This is a genomic window from Nostoc sp., from assembly GCF_036917465.1.
Taxonomy (GTDB): Bacteria; Cyanobacteriota; Cyanobacteriia; order Cyanobacteriales; family Nostocaceae; genus Nostoc.
Window position 1 is genome coordinate 1 of the sequence record NZ_JBALDL010000047.1, and the last position, 21,219, is coordinate 21,219.

Sequence of the window (21,219 nt, forward strand, 5' to 3'; positions counted from 1 at the left end):
AAATCCGGTTGTTGGTGCTGGTGATCCACTCACAGAATCGATCCCATACGTTGGCGCTTTCGCGGCGTTGGATGGTTGCTGTCATGGTTTTATAAGTGCGGTTAGTTATTTATGATTTTGAGAAGCAAATGTGCTTCTCTATGTCTATTACATTAGAAGCAAAATTGAGATTTGTAAAGAAATATTATATATGTATTGATTATGACAGTGATTTTTTTTAATGATGAATTGCGTCTAGAGACACAATTCATCGACTTTTATTAACCAGGGGGCCAGTCCAACTGCCGTCCTCCTAAAATATGCAGATGTAAGTGGTGGACTGTCTGACCACCATCATCACCAGCGTTGATGACAACTCGATAACCGTTTTTCAATCCAGCTTCTTCTGCAACACGTTTGGCGGTTAACAAAAGATGCCCTAACAAAGCATGATCTTGAGATTCAGCATCAGCTAGCGTGGGAATGGGTTTTTTGGGAATAACGAGGATATGAACGGGCGCTTGGGGGTGGATGTCTTTGAATGCTAAGACCAAATCATCCTCATAAATAATATCAGCCGGAATTTCCCGACGAATGATTTTGCTGAAAATTGTTTCTATGGTTTCACTCATGCTAATCTACCTACTCATTTGCTAGAGATTTTAAAGCTTTCGTGTAGTAAGTAGATCATCCGCATAAAAATATTCCTTCATGTGATAAAGTTTTTCCTGAATTAAATTTATTCCACCCCAAGATAGAGACAATAATTACAATCTTTTACCCAAGATAAGGTGGGTTTTTAATGGTTGGAAAGTTCCATGTTTTGTGTACCACTGCTTTTAAGTTTTTTATGAAACAGTTCAAATAACATTTTATTGTTTTTTTTATTATTATAATTAGCATCTTTTTGCGTTTCTTTTTGTTGCAAAATCAAAGTCTTTGGTTTGATGAAGGCTGGAGCCTAGAACTATCTGATCGTGCAAGCTTTCAAGAAAATCTCTTAAAAATTATAACTATAGAAGCTGGTGATAAATATCAACCACTTTATTATTTGGTCTTGTTTTATTGGCGCTCAGTTTTCGGAGATAGTGAATTTGCGATTAGATCGCTTTCATCTCTGCTAGGAGTCGGTTCAGTAATTACTATATTTTTTACTTGTTTAGGGAGCATCCCAGTTTTTTGCAAAGAGGGCGAAAATCAGTCAGGATAATTAAGACGAGTGTATTTACCGATGACACCAGAACAAAAGCAAGCCCTCCAAGAACATATTCAAGCGATCGCTAAAATATTGGACGAAGACACTTCAGCAAAAAGACTCACAAGCTTGCAGGAATTGAAGAAGCAGTGCGAAGTCAAATGCAGAAGCACGTCATGCCAAAAGTAGGGGTTTTTTTATCGAAACGGTTACAGGCACAAGTGCAGGGTAGCGCCTCTTCTATGAAGTTTTTGCTGGGGCGGCTTAATTATTTATGATGCTTAACCACCAACATGAACACCAGGACGTTTGTGCGGATCCTTTTCAGCCCGACGGAGTACTTCACGAGTTACCACAGCAATGTCGCCCTCTCCAAATAAGATAAAACGCAGTAAGTATTGTATGGGGTTGCCCTCAACCCAGCCGAAGTAGGCATGGGGGATTTTTCCTGTACGATCGCGAATGTAAAGCAATAAAGCTGCGATCGCATTAGGTACTGCTGCACTCTCAGCCCGTAAAATGCGATAATCGCCAACTTGTACCCCTTTTACTTTGATAATATCGGCAAACTCCGAAGCATCTGATACCTGAATTTCTAGAAAAAGAATTGGATCGTTGGCTGGAATATGGTTGTCTTCGCGTACCTCTTTCTCTTTTAAAAGATACTCTAGGGCATCGCCCGTATTCAACCGATTTGCAATTAGTCGGATTGCTCCCTGGCTCTCTTCGGCCAGGAATTGGCCAGCAAGTTCGTCAAATTCGATTTGCTCTGTTCGCAGTTCCGTTGAACGCCAAACACGAGAAACCAGTGAGGTAAAAATGATCGCACCGATGAAAAACCCAGCAATTCTAATGCCCTCTGGTCTTTCGATGATATTGACAATAGTGGTATATAAAAATAACAGTGTAATAATGGCAAAAACCACTCTTGCCCGCTTCTCTCTGTGACGGTGGGCTGATAAGGTTACGGCAAAGGCTGCTGAGGTGATCAATACAAGCACACCAGTTGCATAAGCTCCACCTTGGGCTTCCACATTTGCTTTGAAGATAATTGTCACAACAAAAGCGATCGCTGTGTAGACTAATACTAAAGGTCGAGTAACTCGTGCCCAATTAGGAGCCATCCCATAGCGTGGTAGGTAGCGAGGCACAATATTTAGCAGCCCTGCCATTGCAGATGCACCTGCAAACCACAAAATGGAAATAGTACTTAGATCGTAAATTGTGCCAAAGACATTGCCTAAATACAGATGTGCTAAATAAGCAAGGGCCCGTCCGTTAGCTTTGCCCCCAGATGCAAATTCTGCAACTGGAATCAATAGAGTCGTTATAAAGCTGGTGGTGAGCAAAAAGAAGCTCATAATCAAAGCAGCAGTGGTGAGCAGCTTGCGTGTATTCCGAATCCGCCCTCTCGAGTATTGGGGAGTGTCATTGCTACTACCTTTGACAAGGGGCATAACGGTTACGCCAGTCTCAAAGCCTGATAATCCTAGCGCTAGCTTGGGAAATATCAAAAGAGCTATACCAATTAGGATCAAAGGATTAGAATGGCGGGCAAAAAGTGCAGTCTGCCAATTAGCGATCGCGCTTGGGTGAGTTAAAATCTGAGACACACCAACGCCAACGACAACGAAATTTAACAGCAGATAAACTGCCACCAACACTACTGCAATCCCAATCGCTTCTCGGAAACCTCTCAAGAAAACAGCGCCTAGTAATGCAACCAATAGTAAGGTAATTGCGATCGTCTGACCGTGAAACCAATTTGGGATCAGGGGATTTTCGATGATATGGGCTGTAGCATCAGCAGCCGACAGGGTAATAGTAATAATAAAGTCGGTTGCCACAAAGCCAAGTAAGCACAGCACAAGTAATTTGCCTTGCCACCAAGGGAGCAAACGCTCTAACATTGCGATCGACCCTTCACCATGAGGGCTTTCGGCAGCAATACGTCGATAGATTGGTAATGCTCCAAAGAGCGTCAGCAAAACTAGAATCAGGGTAGCTATAGGAGAAAGAGCGCCAGCGGCCAGTGCTGCAATACCAGGTTGATAGCCAAGGGTTGAGAAATAATCTACACCAGTCAAGCACATGACCCGCCACCAAGAATGCTGACGATGTGTTTCTTCCTTGCGGCGGTACGATCCTTCCTTATCACCTCTGTTTTCTTCAAGCAACCAGCTGATAAACTGGCTGCTGAGGCGTTTTGTTGAAATAATTGATTTAGCCATCAAATACAGTGTGTTGTAAAACTTGGCTTTGTAATTTTTCTAAGCCTTTGTGGTTTATTAAAATTGTTAACTACAAAGATATAGCAATATTATTGTAGATTAAGCATCCTGTCCGATTTACAAAATATTTAGTGAGACTAAATCAGTAAGATCGACGAAAAGTCAAATACAGAAAAAACATGAATCGGCTTTATCTGCTCCGATAAGACCAATGGGAAAGGATTTAAGACTTTCAGAGTAAGGATCGGGAGTGGGCTTTTGGCTCCAAGCTAAAAATTAAGTCTGCCAGTTTATTTATTTACCGCTAGGATCATAGAATATAATTAGATACGTGTTGGACACTTAGTCGCAAATGTTTATCTATCTAAGAGCAAACTTCAATCTCACTTAAATTGTAATTGTAAATGCTTTACTGTAACTTATAAATGAGGTACTTAGAATAAGTAATATATCATACCAATCTTTGAGAGATTGGGGTTATTTACCTCAAACCAAAAAACTTGAACTATAGACCTAGTGGACGGACTTGATACCCGTTTAGGTATCAATAGTTTGCTCGGCAAAAAAATTAGACAGTTAACAAATGATAATTTTCTGGGAACATGTTTTAATTTTGTATGGAAGCTTCAATAAAACTCACAAATGTTTTTTAGGCAATTTCTCGGTTAAATCTATTAAATCTCTAATGATAATATTACTATGAACGCACATAGAGGATCTGCTGTGCTCAGTTCTGCAACTTTCAAAGTGCAACCATCCGCAACAGGACTGACCGAGAATCATCGCCTGCGGCTGTTTTCTGGCTCTGCCAATATCCAACTGTCTCAAGAAGTTGCTCGTTATCTGGGCATGGACTTGGGGCCAATGATTCGCAAAAGATTTGCGGATGGAGAACTTTACGTTCAAATCCAAGAATCGATTCGGGGTTGTGATGTCTATTTAATCCAGCCATGTTGTCAACCCGTAAACGATCATTTGATGGAATTATTGATTATGGTTGACGCTTGTCGTCGAGCTTCTGCGCGACAGGTGACGGCAGTAATTCCCTACTATGGCTATGCTCGTGCCGATCGCAAAACGGCAGGACGAGAATCAATCACTGCCAAGCTTGTTGCTAACTTGATCGTCGAAGCCGGAGCCAACCGCGTTTTAGCAATGGATTTGCACTCGGCGCAAATTCAAGGTTATTTCGATATCCCCTTTGATCATGTTTACGGTTCACCAGTATTGCTCGATTATCTAGCTAGCAAACAACTGCCCGACCTAGTAGTTGTTTCTCCCGATGTTGGTGGTGTAGCAAGAGCCAGAGCATTTGCAAAAAAACTGGGTGATGCGCCACTGGCGATTATTGACAAACGTCGTCAGGCACATAATGTTGCAGAAGTATTAAATATCATCGGTGATGTTAAAGGCAAAACAGCAGTGTTGGTGGATGACATGATTGACACTGGTGGCACGATCGCAGAAGGGGCGCGATTACTGCGTGAAGAGGGAGCGCGTCAGGTATATGCCTGTGCAACTCATGCGGTATTCTCTCCACCAGCAATGGAGCGATTATCCAGTGGTTTGTTTGAGGAAGTTATTGTCACCAATACGATCCCCATACCAGAGGCCAATCGTTTTTCCCAACTAGTGGTGCTGTCAGTGGCTAATCTTTTAGGAGAGACTATTTGGCGGATTCATGAAGATACTTCTGTTAGTAGTATGTTTCGCTAAATTGCCATTCACTTTACAGGCATCAATTACCCACGCTGTACCCTTTAATCGGTTACAGAGTGGGTTTTTAGTTATATAACTAAGTTTATTCTTCAAGATTAATAATTTCAACTGTTCTTCTGCGAGATACCCTACAGCCCCATCCCTTTTAGGCTGGGGTTATTGACGTGCAGTAGTAAAATGGATGCAGCACTGCCAAATTAGAATACTTTGATTCAGTTTGGACAATTTGCATAAAGAGGACAAAGGGATGGTTACAACTCCTAAAAAAGTGATTTCAGTTTTACCTCTGGAAAATGGCGATCGCTTATCTCGCTGCGAATTTGAGCGTCGCTATCAGGCAATGCCGCATTTAAGAAAAGCTGAACTGGTTGAAGGAGTTGTATATATCATGGCATCGCCACTGAGAATTAAAAGTCATGGGGAACCACATGGAGATTTGATCGGGTGGTTGTGGAACTATAAAACGGCAACCCTAGGCATTGTTCTGGGAATTGAACCCACAGTGCGTTTAGATTCAGATAATGAACCACAGCCTGACGCGGTACTATTCATTCCGGGCAGACAGGCGTTGATTAGTGAGGATGATTATATCCAAGGCGCACCCGAACTGGTGATAGAAGTGGCGGCAAGCAGTGCAGCCATAGATTTACATGATAAAAAACGCACGTATCGACGGAATGGAGTACAGGAGTATATTGTCTGGCGAACATTAGATAATCAGTTGGATTGGTTTAGGCTGCAAACAGACGAGTATGTTTCGCTACCAACCGATGAGCAAGTAATTATTCGCAGTCAGGTATTTCCAGGGTTGTGGTTGCCAGTACCTGCGTTACTGTCAGGAGAAATGGCAACGGTGTTATCTGTGTTACAAGTAGGTTTAGCTGCCACTGAACATCAAGAATTTGTGCAAAAGTTGAATGAGAATATGGGAAATAAGGAATAGAGATAGGACTCATATTTGATTTTTGAAATACACGTAGGGTGCGTTAGCGTAGCGTAACGCACCATCCAAAGCTTCTGGTGCGTTACGACGTTCCGTCTAACACACCGTACAAATATTTAACTTTTTTCATAAATCAAATCAGATTCCTATATGTACTGAAGATATTGGCTTTCCTCGTCCTCATAGGAAGTTAAAAATATGAAAGCTAAAAAAGTTAAAATTAAAACTAGACCTGGGATCACTGATGAGCTTATTCATGATGAACTTACACAGTTCGCTTTAATAGAAAATTATTATATTTCTGGTACACCTAAATTGAACATTGGGATAATATATTATTTATCATATAACAATTGTCTTGTGATGTTTTTAGTTGAAGATGATCAACTTAATGGAATATACATAAAGTATCTTGAAAAAAAGGGAGTTCCTGTTTTTGAGGATTCTTTAGAATGTGATCAGTATGAAAAAGCCCTCTTGGATAAGGCTAATAAAAAACATCACTCCTTAACGATACAGCCAAACTCGGAGTAGTGAAAGCAGTTGCTCAGTATCTACAGGTTTGGTGATGTAGTCAGAGGCTCCAGCTTCGATGCACTTTTCGCGATCGCCTGGCATGGCTTTGGCAGTTAAAGCAATGATTGGTAGGGAACGGAATTGTTGTTGCTGGCGGATGGCGCGGGTGGTTTCATAACCATCCATTTCTGGCATCATGATATCCATCAAGACTGTATTAATGTCAGGATTAGTTTGCAATATCTCTATACCATCTCTGCCATTTTCGGCAAACAGCACTTGCATTTGATAGCTTTCTAAAAAGCTGGTGAGGGCAAAAATATTCCGCAGATCATCGTCTACAATCAAAATTTTCCGATTAGCCAGCACCGGATCATTTTGGTGTAGTTGCTCTAGCATTTGCCGTTTTGGTGTGGGCAAATTGGCTTGCACCCGATGCAAAAATAGAGCAGTTTCGTCTAACAACCGCTCTGGCGATCGCACATTTTTAATAATAATTGTCTCTGCTAGTCCCCGCAGTTGGGTTTCTTCTTGGCGGCTGAGTTCTTTGCCGGTGTAAACGATGATCGGCAGTTTCAACAACCTGGGTTCTTGCTTGATTTGCTCAATTAGGGCAAACCCGCTCATATCGGGCAGACCAAGATCCAGTACCATACAATCAAAGTGGTGCGATCGCAAAATCGAGAGAGCTTCTGCTCCCGTACCCACTGCTGTACTGTGGACATCACCATTACCAATCAGTTCGATAATACTTTGAGCTTGTACGGGATCGTCTTCTACGATGAGGAGATTTCTGACTTGACGCTCAATAAAGCCTTTAATATCAGTCAATACCTGAGTTAGCGCCTCTGGAGAAACAGGTTTTTGTAGGTAAGTAATCGCTCCTAGTTGTAATCCCCGTTGCTGTCTTTCATCCACAGAAAGTATATGTACTGGTATATGTCTGGTATCAGGTTTATGCTTCAGACGATCCAGCACCGTCCAACCATCCATTTCTGGCATGTGGATATCGAGCATAATTGCATCGGGCTTAAACTGTTGCGCGAGTGCTAGACCTTGTTTGCTGTGTAAAGCAACAATGGTCTTAAAGCCATGCTGACGAGCCATATCTAATAAGATGCGGGCAAATTTATCGTCATCTTCGATAATTAGCAAAATGCGATCGCCCGGTTGAATTATTTCTCGATCATCTGGAATTTCGTATGCCAAGTTAGCAAGTACTTTCGTGCCTGAATCCGTATCTAAAATTACAGATTCCTTTTCCACCAGAGGTACTTCTTTTATAGTTAATGCTTTACGGATAGTGATTGGCTTAGGGGGTGTAAAAGTATTTTTACTATTTTTTTCCTGTCGCCTGGGCAAGTAAAGAGTAAAGATGCTTCCTTGCCCTGGTTCGCTGACTAGTTCAATTCTCCCTCCTAAAAGTTGAGCCAATTCGCGGCTGATGGACAAACCTAAGCCAGTCCCGCCGTACTTGCGGCTAGTTGTGCCATCTGCCTGCTGAAATGCCTCGAAAATAATCTTCTGTTTTTCAGGTGGAATGCCTATACCTGTGTCACTAACTGCAAAAGCAATCATCGAACTATCAACTTGGGATGCATCGGAAGACATCCTAATTTCTAACTTCACACTTCCCTGTTCAGTAAACTTAAAAGCGTTAGCTAGGAGATTTTTCAGTACTTGTTGCAGACGTTTGGAATCGTTATAAATTGTTGGAGGTAACTTATCATCCAGTTCAATAGTAAAACTGAGTTCTTTATTATGGGCTACTTGCCGGAAAGTCTGCTCTAAAGAGATTTCCAAATCTGCAAAAGCAATTTGCTCAATATTGAGCGACATAGTACCCGACTCAATTTTTGCCAAATCTAAAATGTCATTGATCAATTCCAGCAAATCAGTCCCAGCCGAGTAAATAGTCCGGCTGTACTCTACTTGTTTGTCGGTCAAGTTGTTAAGAGAATTATCTGCTAACAGTCTTGCTAAAATTAACAAGCTATTTAGCGGTGTCCGTAATTCATGGGACATATTCGCAAGAAATTCCGACTTATATTTTGAAGATAAAGCCAGTTGTTCAGCTTTTTCTTCAAAAGACTGCCTTGCCCGCTCAACTTCCTGGTTCTTGCGAGCAACTTCTTGATTTTGAACTTCTAACAATTCTGCTTTTTCTTCTAATTCTTCATTTAGTTGTTGCAATTCTTCGTTAGACTGCTTGACAAGAAATTGTGATTCTTCTAATTCGTGTGCCTGTTCTTCTAGGCGTTGATTGCTCTGCTGTAGTTCTTCTTGCTGAGTTTGTAGTTCTTCTGTTAAAGCAATAGACTCTTCAAGTAGTTGCTGGGTTTGTAATTGTGAAGCAATGTTATTTAAAAATACACCCAGATTTTCACTCAATTGCTCTAAAAATGTCAGATGCAGATTGCTGAAAGGGCCAAAAGAGGCAAGTTCAATGATGGCACTTACCTCTGTTTCAAATAGTACAGGCAAGACAATAATATTTAATGGTGGTGCTTCTCCCAAACCGGAATTGATGCGGATATAGTCACTAGGAACTTCTGTGAGAAGGATTCTTTGTTTTTCTAGAGCGCATTGTCCTACTAATCCCTCGCCTAAGCGAAACTGGTTTGCTAAGTTTTTTCGCTTTTTGTAAGCATAACTACTCAACAATTTCAGCACCGGCTGGTTGTCTATAGAGGTCATAGCATAAAAAACGCCCTGCGATGCTCCAACCAATGGTGCTAAATTAGACAATATTAAGCTAGTCGCATTTTCCAAATTACGCTGCCCTTGGAGCATTTGGGTAAATTCAGCTAAGTTAGATTTTAGCCAGTTTTGCTCATCATTTCTTTGAGTTGTGTTTCGCAGATTAACGATCATCTGATTGAAGGTGCGCGTCAACACGCCAATTTCATCTAGGCGATCGCTATCTGGTAAAGTAACCGATAAATCTCCATCCGCCATTTTTTCTGCCAAACCAGAAACTTGCTTCAGAGGGACTGAGATATCTCTCGTCAGGGCGAATCCAATCAAAGCTAAGACTAAAGAAAATAAAGGAATACTATAGACAATGCTAGCGATCGTTTGCTGGGCAGCCGCTTTTGCTCTCTCAGAGCGCTGTTTCAGCAGTGTATTCTCCTCAGTTTTCATCATCTGGATCACTTTCTGAATCTGATCCATCAACTGCTTACCCCGATCTGTGAGGATAGCTTTCTGAGCAGGTTCCAAACCTTGGCTTTGCCGTAGCTCAATGACATCTTTCATTACAGCCATTCTCTCGGTTAGTAGTGGCTGCAAAATATCAAGCCGATTTTGTTGGTTGGGATTATCTGATGTTAACCTTTGAAGTTCATTAACTTTTTGATTGAGTACTCCAATGGCAGCATTATAAGGTTCTAAATAGCGATCTTCTCCAGTAATAATGTAACCGCGTTGCCCAGTTTCAGCATTTGTCAGTTGCAAGTTGAGGTCTTCAAGCTGACTTAGCACCTGATAAGTATGGGTTTCTTTGCGTGAAGTTTCAATTAGATCATTGGTGCTTTGGTAGGAGATTAGACCAATGGTGGTCAGAGTTGCCAAACTCAGGGCAAAACTTACTCCAATTTTGGTTCCAATCTTCAAACGGTTCAACATTATTGCAGGTAGGTATTCAAATTATTTCTGTTCTAATTTTGTTTTAACTATCCAAAAAAAATGTAAAATATTTAGTTTTGTTGGAATATACCTAATTATTGTCATTTTCAAGATTATTACTTGAAATATTTTTACAAATGTCACGTTATTTTAAATAAATTTATAAATATTTTTTTATATCTAACATTTTGATAATTTTATCAAAGAACCTTGAGGATATTAATAGAACTTACGCAAACAATAACCAAACCCCTGATTTTATTCTTAAGGCAATTTGTAAACTACACACGGCATGTATTTTTTTGCGCATAATTTAAATAATTTTACTACCAATTAATATTTTTGTGATACATACATATTAAAGATTAACGTTAAAATGAGGCATCACAATAGAAAATTAGTGTTTTCAAAGATAGTATTAATTGTACCAATGTGTAATTGATACACCTGTCAACATGCTTTTTCTATAAAATTTCAGAAATATTCATAATTAAGTAATGTCTTAAACCTCTTGAGTTTAACTGACATTTCACTAGAAGTTTGTAGTTATTTGGCGATCGCTTCTAGCAGTGTCAAGTTCAGATTGACTATATATACTAAAATACTCGATATTGTTATTCTCTAAGATAGCTCTTGCACCTGCTATGTAGATATCAGTGCCTTTGATGACTATTAGATAATGACCTACGGATACCTGATGCTCATAATATCTGCCTGCCTCATCGGGAATCCCTAAAGTAGTGTAATTGTCTTGGCAACTCCTGATATTCAACTCAAAAATATTACTTATGCTGTTTGCATTTTTAGCTATTATAGATACTTGACCCATAGGAAAGCCAGCAGTTCTCAGTTCCATAAGCGCTTTTTCTACATCTTTGCGCGTATGAAAAAGACTAACAGCATGTTTATAGCGACTACTTGGGGTTAAGTATGGCACATGAATACTCCCTTGTTGAAGATCGCGGCGATTAAAAATCTTCTGAGCAAGCTGAATTTGTATATCGGTTAATATCAGCAAATAGTAACCTTTACAGACAAGATTGCTGTAATTCTGTGCTTGCTCTTTAGAAAATCCTAAACTTAGGAAGAAACCTCCTAAACCACCTGTTAAAGTAGCAGCGATCGCTGCTTCTTCTACTCCCGCTAGTGTGACTTTACCTATATCAGGAATTACCCAGATAACTAGACCGACTAATAAGCCACTAAAATCACCTAAAGCTTTACCATTAGAGGCTACGGCTACATTTTTTGCAGATATATTGCTAGTGCGCTCTTTAACTTCAACACCAGCAATATCACTTTGTTCTTTTACATTACGGGCAACTACAGAAACCTTATGCATTGGGAAATTAGAAGCTTTTAATTCCTGGAGTGCCAACTGTGCATCGGAACATCTAGCGAAAACCTCTATGGTTATTAGCTTTTTTTCTAATGTCATTTTATCGGTTTATTGCAGCTAGAAGTGATTCCCCAAACTGTCAGCTAATTTAAAGTAATTATACTGCTCGACGAGTCAGTAAACCCCAAAGGAAAATCAGTAGCATAGCACCCAAAACAGCAAACAAAATGCTTCCAAGAGAAAAAGCTCCGGCGGATGCGGCGGCGGCTGAACCACTTCCTAGTAAAACTTGACCCAAATAACCACCGACTACGGCTCCAAGTATTCCTAAGATAATGGTGGAGAGAATACCGCCACCTTGGGTTCCTGGATAAAATAACTTAGCTAACGCGCCTGCAATTAAACCCAAAACCAGCCAAGCAATAATGTTAGTCATTGAATTTCTCCTTTGTGAGAATCCGCTCTGTTTGCTTTTGACTATTTCATCTTAAAGTTTAGCTACAAAATTACCGATCTATCTAGAGAACTAATATCAAAAATCTTTAGATATTATTTGAATATTTGCAAACTTGGTTGTATTTAAGGATGAATAGATAAATGAGTTACACTAATATCTTTGCTATACCAATCTTACTTTTTTCATTTAACTAACTATATAGACTAATACGCACATCGTAATCAATGGCATAGGCGTAGTCAGCCGTAGGTATCACACTTGTATCTTATACTATATATGAATAAATTACTTCTGTAGATAGATGTGGTTTTGTTGTTTGTCTCGATAAATGTTCTTAATCAAATAGATTGATAAAAAACAGTTGCACATTAGAGTTTACCAAGAAGAGATGAGAGCTTTTGAGCGATATGCAAAAAAAGCAAAACGAACCAAAACAGATATCATAAAGAAGTTTCTTCGATCGCTAATGGAATAGAACCCGTCCTAGAAGTGCGTAGCTCTAGACCCATTAATTCCGGTAATATAGCTCCTCACACAAGTAGCAATGACTTCAACCCTGCAAAAATTCACTCGTCTTAATAGCCCAACCCTGCATCAGTTACCCAATGGTTTGACAATCATCGCGGAGCAAATGCCAGTTGATGCTGTAAACCTCAATTTATGGATTAAAGTTGGTTCAGCCGTAGAATCTGATGCCATTAACGGTATGGCTCACTTTTTAGAACACATGATTTTTAAGGGAACAGAACGACTAGCTAGCGGTGAGTTTGAACGGCGAATTGAAGAACGGGGTGCTGTCACCAATGCCGCAACTAGCCAAGATTATACTCATTACTATATAACCTCTGCCCCCAAAGATTTTGCCGAACTTGCTCCACTACAAATCGATGTAGTAACAAATGCTAGTATTCCTGATGATGCTTTTGAACGTGAGCGATTAGTAGTTTTAGAAGAAATTAGGCGTTCAGAGGATAATCCCCAACGGCGGACATTTAGACGGGCAATGGAAACAGCCTATAGTCAGCTACCTTATCGCCGTGCGGTATTGGGGCCAGAATCGGTGATTTCCCAACTTAAACCCAAGCAAATGCGGGATTTTCATACTAGTTGGTATCAACCCCAGTCAATTACTGCTGTTGCTGTGGGCAATCTGCCTGTGGAAGAATTAATTGCGATCGTTGCGGAAGGATTTACAAAACTCAGCACTTACCACTCCCCACTCCCCACTCCCCACTCCCCACTCCCCACGGAATCACCATTTACAGAAATTGTCCGCCGAGAATTTATAGATGAAAGTCTCCAGCAAGCAAGACTAGTGATGGTTTGGCGGGTTCCAGGAATGGTGCAGTTAGATCGCACCTATGGACTGGATGTTTTAGCAGGAGTTTTGGGACATGGACGGACATCAAGACTGGTGAGGGATTTACGAGAAGAACGGGGATTAGTTACTTCAATTTCTGTGAGCAATATGAGCAATCAGCTGCAAGGAACATTTTATATTTCAGCTAAATGTGCAGTGGAAAATTTAGCAGAAGTAGAGGATGCGATCGCTCAACATATTCGCACAATCCAAACCGAGTTAGTCACAGAGTCAGAAATTGCCCGTGTGCGGCAGCGAGTAGCGAACAAATTTATTTTTGGCAATGAAACACCAAGCGATCGCACTGGATTATATGGTTATTATCATTCCTTGGTGGGAGATTTAGAACCCGCCTTGAATTACCCAGACTATATTCAAAGTCAAAGTGCAACTGACTTAATGCAAGCAGCGAAAGAGTATCTTTCTCCAGATGCTTATGGTGTAGTTGTCGTTAAGCCGTAAATTATAAAGTTAGGAGTTAGGAGTAAAAAGCCATGATTGTGTCTCCTAATACTAATTCGCTATGAAGATGCACTTAATTATGAAACGAACCGCCAAGTACGCCAAGTACGCCAAGAGAGAAGGAGTAATAATTAAGTGCAAGCTCACGGAGAATCGGTATAACTTTTATTTAACTCCTAACTCCTAACTTTTAACTCCTAACTTTTTTAACAATGTGGACTCAAATCGATGCTCATATCAGCCAGGTAACTGGCGAAAAATTCCAGAGTCAGCAACGGCGATCGGTTGGTGGTGGGTGTATCAACCAAGGTTATGCTGTTTCCAATGGTGCGATCGCTTACTTTGTCAAGCTGAACCAAGCCTCTCAAGTTGCGATGTTTGAGGCTGAGGCATTGGGTTTAAAGGAAATGCTAGCAACAGCTAGTATTCGCGTCCCCAAACCTATTTGCTGGGGTGTCACAGAGAATTCTAGCTATATTGTGCTGGAATGGTTAGAACTTGGTAACGGTGACAGCAATTTGTGGGAAGAGATGGGGCGCAAGTTGGCGGCGATGCATCAAGCTAGCAGTAGCCAAGGTTTTGGTTGGAAAATTAACAATACCATTGGTTCAACGCCCCAAATCAATACTTGGACAGCAGACTGGACAGAATTTTATATTAAATATCGTCTGGATTATCAATTTCAGTTGGCAAGGCGACGCGGAGGGAGTTTTCCCCAACAAGAAAAATTATTAGCAGCTATCCCTGAACTATTGGTGCATCAGGTGGAACCTTCTTTAGTACATGGCGATTTATGGGGCGGAAATGCTGGGTGTACAGCGTCAGGAGAACCCGTGATTTTTGATCCAGCAACTTATTTTGGCGATCGCGAAGTTGATATTGCCATGACAGAATTGTTTGGTGGGTTCCCCGCAGCTTTTTACAAAGGTTATAACGAAGTTTTTCCTTTAGATGCAGGCTATGAGCAGAGAAAAACACTCTATAACCTGTATCACGTTTTGAATCACTTCAATTTATTTGGCGGCGGTTATGCTTCCCAAGCGAACCGGATGATTGAGCAGATTTTGCGCTAACTACAGCATTTCATTAATTTGTAGCAAATTAGATTTGGCAATATCCTGCAATAGCAATGCGTCGGCTTGTTATGTTAATGCGATGGCTTGTTATGTTAATGCGATGGCTTGTTATGTTAATGCGTCGGCTTGTTATGTTAATGCGATGGCTTGTTATGTTAATGCGTGGGCTTGTTATGTTAATGCGATAGCTTGTTATGTTAATGCGATGGCTGCGCGTCGTAAATTCTAAGCGTGACAACAAACAGGAGGGTGGTTGTTACTTATAAGACTGATGCTACCTTAAAGCCGCAATTTGACTCACCATCACCGCCAAAGCCACCATCCCTAAAATCGTCATTAATCCCGCCGGCATAAACTTGCGTGTTTTAGCCAGTCGAACTGCAAAGACTACCACTAAAATACCAGTAACTAACACTGCTAAAATCGAACCCCAGGTTTGCCCTTGAAGTTGAAAGTAAGCGGCGAGTATTAGTAATAAACCGCTAATACTACCACTTAAGAGTGAAATCTTACTTCTAGCTTGAATATAGCCAATAATGCCACCAGCGATCGCTAGTATGCCGTAGGCGAAAGCAGCAATTATACTTAAATTCATTGTTCATCTGTAGATTTTGACTTTACTGCCAAGGTCAGCAGACAATTTACCATAGCTCAATAGCTATACTACACAGTTGATTGATGGATAATTAAGCGATGCAAATAGCAAATACTTCCTCATATACAAAAGTTCAATACCTCCAGCGTCAAGCGGCCTCACTTTTACTGTACCAGTCTGTTCTCCAAGGCGAAGTGGGGATGGCATTTTTGGAACTGTTGCAAGCTATACGCTACACTGACTCTGATGCCCGGGGTTGTCTCGAAGCCTACGGCCGTTACTTCCACGCTTTGGCTGCTAAAAATCAAAACTGGGAAGACTATTTAATTACTCAACTTCTCTTCTCTAAGAATCCTTTTACAAAGCTAGCCCAACTGCGAGAATTTAAAGATTTACCTCCAGCTTTAGTCGCAGCAGTACAGCACGATTTACAAATATTGCAAAGCCTCTATGAATGTAGTAGCGCTTCTTTAAGCGAGTGGACACAAGGCGTAGCTCATACGCCGATTTCGCCAGTAGTGTGGTATAAAGAGCAAGAATTCGTAGGAGTAGATCCAAAGTTCGCTACATATTTACAAGAATTAGATAATTGGGGTGATGCTGTCGAAGAGTTGGCGGCTTATTATCGGCAATGTGGCTCTGGTTTATTTGCAGAATATCGCGCTTTACGGTGGCAAGCTGGGCAGTTTATCGGTATTCGGTATTCCGATCAGGTTAAGCTGAGTGCGCTTGTAGGTTATGAGTCTCAAAAAGATGCTTTATTGAAAAATACAGAGTTTTTATTATCAGGAGAGATGGCACTCCATGTATTACTTTACGGTAGTCGCGGTTCTGGCAAATCTTCCTTAGTGAAATCTTTGTTAAATGAATATAGTAATCGCAATCTCCGCTTGTTGGAAGTGACAAAATCTGATTTAAAAGACTTACCAGAAATCGTGGAACATTTACGAGGAGTGTCACAAAAATTTATCATCTTTGTAGACGATCTTTCCTTTGAAGAAGATGATGATGCCTTTAAAGCCCTCAAGGTAGTTTTAGAAGGTAATTTAACCGCCCGTCCGCAAAATGTAGTTGTGTATGCTACTTCCAATCGCCGCCACCTGATTCGGGAGTTTTTTGTGGATAGACCTACCCCCAAGGATAATGAGGAAATCCATGCTTGGGATACGATGCAGGAGAAGCTTTCGTTTAGCGATCGCTTTGGTTTAACCTTGACTTTTGAACCAGCCGATCAGAAAACTTATTTGAAGATTGTACAACATCTAGCGGCACAAGCTGAAATTAATATTACCCAACAAGATTTGGAATTTCAAGCATTACAATGGGCAACTCGCCACAACGGTCGTTCTGGACGCACAGCACGGCAGTTTATTGACTTCTTAAAAGCAGATTTAAGACTTTTTAATTCAGAACATAATACATCCAAGACTTCTGATTAAAATTATTTAATTATGATTGCACTTTTTTATTAGTCACATCCAATATTATGCACCAGTAACTAAAACTATATATTTCAAAAGCACTATGTCTATTCTAATTACGAATTACGAATTACCATGATAATTTCACTACCCTAAAAACCAGCAATATGCAATCAGTAACGATCAGTAATCGATTTATACTAGGGATAGTTGCCTTTAGTGTGAGTTTTGGTCTTAGTCTCGTCCCAAGCTGGGATTTTAATAAAGCCTTTCTCACAGGTGTAATTACTGCATCTATCATTTACGGAGCAGCATTATTCGTAGATAAGCGACGGAGAAACTATGAAATGTTTGTTTTAGGTTCTCTCCGCAAGCGAATTAAAGAAATGGAGGGATTGAAAGCTCGTGTTGTCAGAGAAATAAATCAAATTGAAGAACATCATAATTTATTATATGCAGAGTCACAACAACTACAAAACCAAGTCATAGAAAGCCGTAACCAAAGGGATAGTTTACATCGAGAATTAAGAACCTGTGCCGGACAAAAAAAACAGCTAGAAACTGAAATCAATACTCTGCAAACTGAAATGAATAACTTGCAGAAAAATCAAACAGAATTGAGCAATGCCTTTTCTGTCCTGACAGCAGAGAAGCGCCGTCTAGAGTCGAATTGCAATGTATCTCGTGCTGAAATTGCCCAGATGCAAAGTCAAATCTCTGAACTCCAGCAAGAGAAACAAGAAGTTGAAAGTAATGTAACTCTTTTAGGCAGACTCAAACCCCAATTAGAAGAAAAACTATACGAGCTACGAATTACAATTCAAGAATTAGAAGTTGAGACAACTCAAAAAAATCAATTACTAGTAGCGAGAAAAACCGAAATACAAAATATCCAAGCAATCCTGAATTCTTCGCAAACTCAACTAAAAGAACACAAAGCCGAATTACAGCAGTTGCAAGGGCAAGTTTCATTATTGCAAGAAGAACGAGATTCATTACAAAATCAAGTATGGGAATTACTCCAACAACTAGAAACATTTAATTCAGAACCTTTACCTGATAATTCTAAAGAAGATGATACTGAATTGTTTCCTTTTTCTGAAATAATGGAAACTACAGCAGTCGTAAATACTTCGCAAGCCGATACATCAGATAACCTACCTGAAGAATGGACTAATTTTTTAGAAAATCTCCCAGGATACGAACTACAAGTATTAAAAGCTATAGTCGAACAAGATAACCCAAAACCTGCTATTAAAAAACTTGCCGAGGCAAATATCACTATGCCAAATCTATTAATCGATTCTATAAATGAGCGGGCAAATGATACTATTGGTGAATTAATAATTAACCCAGATTCGGAAAATCCAGAAGTTTACCCTGAGCATATTAACCATGCCAAAAAAATGATTGCAATGCATGAAAGTCTCATGCCTAGACATGCGTCGTCAAATTAAATTACTATTGCGGTCATAAGATTTGTACTAAGGTGAATATCTACCTTACCTACTCTACTTACTGCGTGCTTATGCGTTTAGAATAAAGTGAAGTGTAATACATGGCAAAGCTCAAAATCTCGAAAAAAATCTCTACTGCTTTAATCAATTCCCTTGGCGCGGGTGTAGTACCAAGAGTGGGAGTTGAATATATAGCAGTAGGGCGAGAACAAGAACTAAAAAGCCTATTACAAAATCTTGATGATATTGCCGAAGGTGTCGCAGCATTTCGCTTCATAATTGGTAACTACGGTTCCGGTAAAAGTTTTTTATTACAACTAATTCGCAACCGCGCTATGGAGCAAGGTTTTGTAGTAGCTGATGCTGACTTATCCCCTGAACGGCGATTAGCTGGAAGCAACCATGAAGGTGTCGCTACCTATCGAGAATTAATGAGCCACCTAGCTACAAAAACTCGTCCTGATGGTGGTGCTTTAGTTTCTATTTTAGAAGGATGGATTAATAAAATTCAACAAGAAGTTGTTAAAGAAACTGACATGCGTCCCAATGACGATGGTTTCGATGACAAAGTTGAATCAAAAATTAGGGAAGTAGTTCAGTATATCGAAGACTTAGTTCACGGGTTTGATTTTGGTAGCGTGATTATCGCTTATTGGCGTGGCTATCGAATGGATGATGATAATTTAAAAAATGCGGCGATGCGCTGGTTACGGGGAGAATTTACTACTAAAGTTGAGGCGAAAGCAGCTTTAGGAGTACGGGTAATTATTGATGATGATAGTTGGTATGACTATATAAAATTGTTTGCTAAATTTGTCGCTGAAATTGGCTATAAAGGACTGTTAATTTTAGTTGATGAAGCTGTACATTTATATCAAATATCTACTACAGTCACGCGGGAAAAAAATTATAATCGACTCCTCGCAATGTTTAACGATACCATGCAATGTAAAGCAGAACATCTTGGTATTGTTGTTGGTGGAACAACTAAATTTTTAGAAGACCCGAAACGGGGACTTTTTGCAGACCAAGCTTGGCAAAGACGCACAAAAGAAAGTCGTTTTGTTGCACAATCTGGCGTTCAAGAACATTTAGGGCCAGTGATTCGGCTAAATCCGTTGAGTGAAGCAGAAATATTGACCCTTCTGCAACGTTTAGCTGAGATTCATGCACTCAATTTTGGCTATGAACAGACTTTGACAAATCGTGAGTTGAAGGAGTTTGTGAAAGAAATTATTAGTCGCTTGGGTGCAGAAGCATTACTTACACCAGGGGAAATTGTGCGAGATTTTATGAGTTTGCTGAATATTCTTCACCAAAATCCGGGAATTGCGTTTGGTGAATTAATTCATGGCTCTAAATTTAAACCTACTGCTATGGGTAAAGATGCAGATGTGCATGAAGATGATGCAGCAGAATTTAGTTTGTGATTTACTCTCTAGTAATTGGTAAGCCCAACCAATCGCTAAGTTCATAAGCTAACTAGTCAAGTTCTGGAGGAATGACAGGAAAAAAATACAATTCACCAGTTAAGCTTTATATCTTCGGGATAGGGATGATGTTCATAACCATAGCTTAAGTTGTGGTTATGAACATGAATTTTTGTAAGAAATCTATTGCAAAGGAGTTGCGATCGCATCAAATTGCTGCCAACAAAGGTACAATGCACGCGGTACGTGGAAACATCCTTTCCATTTGCCGCCTTTGAGGTTCAATAATACTTCTCCACGGCGATTGAGATACCCAAACCACTCACCGTATTCCGAATCAGCAAAATGTGACCAGGTGTAATCATGCATCTTTTGATACCATTCCCAACACACCTCACGCCCAGTCAGGCGATAGCCCATCGCTAATGCAACCAAAGATTCTAGATGAACCCACCACAGCTTTTGATCCCATTCTAATTGTTGTGGAGGATGACCATCTGCATCCATAAAGTAATACAATCCGCCGTACTCGCTATCCCAAGCAAAATTTAGGATGTTTAACACCACATCAACAGCTTGATTAATAGTTTTGGTATCGTTTTGACGACGGGCGATATCCATGATAAACCACATCGCTTCGATACCATGACCGGGGTTAATTAACCTTCCTTCAAAACAATCGATGTGGGAACCGTCAGGGGCAACGTTTTCATACATTAGTCCCCGTTCTTGGTCGAGAAAGTCGGTCATCACTTCGCGGACTGTCTCAGCTAGCACATTATCTAGTATTTCTTTGGGTAGCAACCATTCCATTTCTAGAGTCAGGTTGGCTAAAATCATCGGTACAGCCAATGATTTCATCGGGCGTGTGCCGGGATAGGTTTTATTATATTTACCTTTGGGGCTATCTTTGCGGCGTAACACGTTGTTATAAGCCTGCATCGCTACATCCTTTGCCCATTCTTCGCCGCCAGCGAGTGCATATTTACTAAATGCCATCGCTGCAAAGCAATCGGAAAAGATGTTGTAAGGCTCAACTAATGGTTTCCCTTCACGGGTAAGGGCAAAGTACCAGTTACCATCATTGTCTCTGCCATGTTGAGCGAGAAAATTAGCGCCATTGCTGGCAATTTTCAACCAGTTTTCGCGTTTTTCTAACTGGTTGTAAAGCATAGAAAAAGTCCACACTTGGCGGTTTTGCAGCCAAATGAATTTGTCTGTATCATAAATTTTGCCGTAGCGATCTAGGCAAGTGAAATAGCCACCTTGTTGCCAATCGAGAGAATATTTTTCCCAAAAAGGGAGGATATCGTTGAGGAGGGCGTTTTTGTAAAGTTCAGCCAACGCCTGAAAATTATACTCCATAAATTTCCTCCCCCTTGTGCTAAAGCTAACAGTTTAACAGGTATCAC

General features: G+C 40.3%; 15 protein-coding genes and 1 pseudogene. 9 read left to right on the forward strand and 7 right to left on the reverse strand.

From position 1 onward, the window contains the following. Nucleotides 1-260 precede the first annotated feature (260 nt). Entirely contained in the window at nucleotides 261-611 is a 351-nt protein-coding gene (locus tag V7K38_RS09810) for a histidine triad nucleotide-binding protein (RefSeq protein WP_334857374.1), read from the reverse strand. A gap of 599 nt (nucleotides 612-1,210) precedes the next feature. Between V7K38_RS09810 and V7K38_RS09815 the strand changes: the two are divergent. Beyond that, nucleotides 1,211-1,403: pseudogene (locus V7K38_RS09815) on the forward strand (ISKra4 family transposase); the annotation flags it as partial. 52 nt (nucleotides 1,404-1,455) lie between these two features. Here the strand turns inward: V7K38_RS09815 and V7K38_RS09820 are convergent. After that, entirely contained in the window at nucleotides 1,456-3,405 is a 1,950-nt protein-coding gene (locus tag V7K38_RS09820; protein WP_334857376.1) for an amino acid transporter, read from the reverse strand. Nucleotides 3,406-4,104: 699 nt separating this feature from the next. Here V7K38_RS09820 and V7K38_RS09825 point away from each other — a divergent pair. From V7K38_RS09825 to V7K38_RS09835, 3 genes are all read left to right on the forward strand, one after another. Then, nucleotides 4,105-5,121, forward strand: coding sequence for a ribose-phosphate pyrophosphokinase (locus tag V7K38_RS09825; protein ID WP_334857378.1), 1,017 nt, complete (start codon nucleotides 4,105-4,107; stop codon nucleotides 5,119-5,121). Between the two features lie 250 nt (nucleotides 5,122-5,371). Then, nucleotides 5,372-6,067: a Uma2 family endonuclease gene (locus V7K38_RS09830; RefSeq protein WP_334857380.1), complete on the forward strand. Its 696-nt coding sequence runs from the start codon at nucleotides 5,372-5,374 to the stop codon at nucleotides 6,065-6,067. A 198-nt stretch (nucleotides 6,068-6,265) separates the two neighbouring features. After that, a complete protein-coding gene (locus tag V7K38_RS09835; RefSeq protein WP_334857382.1) occupies nucleotides 6,266-6,601 on the forward strand; it encodes a hypothetical protein in 336 nt (111 codons plus the stop codon). Here the strand turns inward: V7K38_RS09835 and V7K38_RS09840 are convergent. The 3 genes from V7K38_RS09840 to V7K38_RS09850 form a co-directional block, all read right to left on the reverse strand. Beyond that, nucleotides 6,575-10,210, reverse strand: coding sequence for a response regulator (locus V7K38_RS09840; RefSeq protein WP_334857383.1), 3,636 nt, complete (start codon nucleotides 10,208-10,210; stop codon nucleotides 6,575-6,577). The genes V7K38_RS09835 and V7K38_RS09840 overlap by 27 nt on opposite strands. 532 nt (nucleotides 10,211-10,742) lie before the next feature. Continuing rightward, entirely contained in the window at nucleotides 10,743-11,648 is a 906-nt protein-coding gene (locus V7K38_RS09845) for a hypothetical protein (RefSeq protein WP_334857384.1), read from the reverse strand. Between the two features lie 58 nt (nucleotides 11,649-11,706). Continuing rightward, a complete protein-coding gene (locus V7K38_RS09850) occupies nucleotides 11,707-11,985 on the reverse strand; it encodes a GlsB/YeaQ/YmgE family stress response membrane protein (RefSeq protein ID WP_334857385.1) in 279 nt (92 codons plus the stop codon). Between the two features lie 565 nt (nucleotides 11,986-12,550). Between V7K38_RS09850 and V7K38_RS09855 the strand changes: the two genes are divergently transcribed. Then, a complete protein-coding gene (locus V7K38_RS09855) occupies nucleotides 12,551-13,828 on the forward strand; it encodes a M16 family metallopeptidase (protein WP_334857386.1) in 1,278 nt (425 codons plus the stop codon). Between the two features lie 212 nt (nucleotides 13,829-14,040). After that, the gene (locus V7K38_RS09860) at nucleotides 14,041-14,901 is read left to right on the forward strand and encodes a fructosamine kinase family protein (RefSeq protein WP_334857387.1); all 861 of its coding nucleotides are present in this window, start codon (nucleotides 14,041-14,043) and stop codon (nucleotides 14,899-14,901) included. A gap of 277 nt (nucleotides 14,902-15,178) precedes the next feature. Here the strand turns inward: V7K38_RS09860 and V7K38_RS09865 are convergent, their stop codons facing one another. After that, nucleotides 15,179-15,499, reverse strand: coding sequence for a TMEM14 family protein (locus V7K38_RS09865; protein ID WP_334857388.1), 321 nt, complete (start codon nucleotides 15,497-15,499; stop codon nucleotides 15,179-15,181). A gap of 98 nt (nucleotides 15,500-15,597) precedes the next feature. Here V7K38_RS09865 and V7K38_RS09870 point away from each other — a divergent pair, with 98 nt between their 5' ends. From V7K38_RS09870 to V7K38_RS09880, 3 genes are all read left to right on the forward strand, one after another. Further along, complete coding sequence (locus V7K38_RS09870) at nucleotides 15,598-16,938, forward strand: ATP-binding protein (protein ID WP_334857389.1); 1,341 nt, start codon at nucleotides 15,598-15,600, stop codon at nucleotides 16,936-16,938. 149 nt (nucleotides 16,939-17,087) lie between these two features. Continuing rightward, nucleotides 17,088-18,377: a tellurite resistance TerB C-terminal domain-containing protein gene (locus tag V7K38_RS09875; protein ID WP_334857390.1), complete on the forward strand. Its 1,290-nt coding sequence runs from the start codon at nucleotides 17,088-17,090 to the stop codon at nucleotides 18,375-18,377. A 101-nt stretch (nucleotides 18,378-18,478) separates the two neighbouring features. Next, nucleotides 18,479-19,807 carry an ATP-binding protein gene (locus V7K38_RS09880; protein WP_334857392.1) on the forward strand — a complete coding sequence of 443 codons (1,329 nt, stop codon included), beginning with the start codon at nucleotides 18,479-18,481 and terminating at the stop codon, nucleotides 19,805-19,807. Between the two features lie 183 nt (nucleotides 19,808-19,990). Here V7K38_RS09880 and V7K38_RS09885 read toward each other — a convergent pair whose 3' ends face one another. Next, nucleotides 19,991-21,172 carry an AGE family epimerase/isomerase gene (locus V7K38_RS09885; protein ID WP_334857393.1) on the reverse strand — a complete coding sequence of 394 codons (1,182 nt, stop codon included), beginning with the start codon at nucleotides 21,170-21,172 and terminating at the stop codon, nucleotides 19,991-19,993. Between the last annotated feature and the right edge of the window lie 47 nt (nucleotides 21,173-21,219).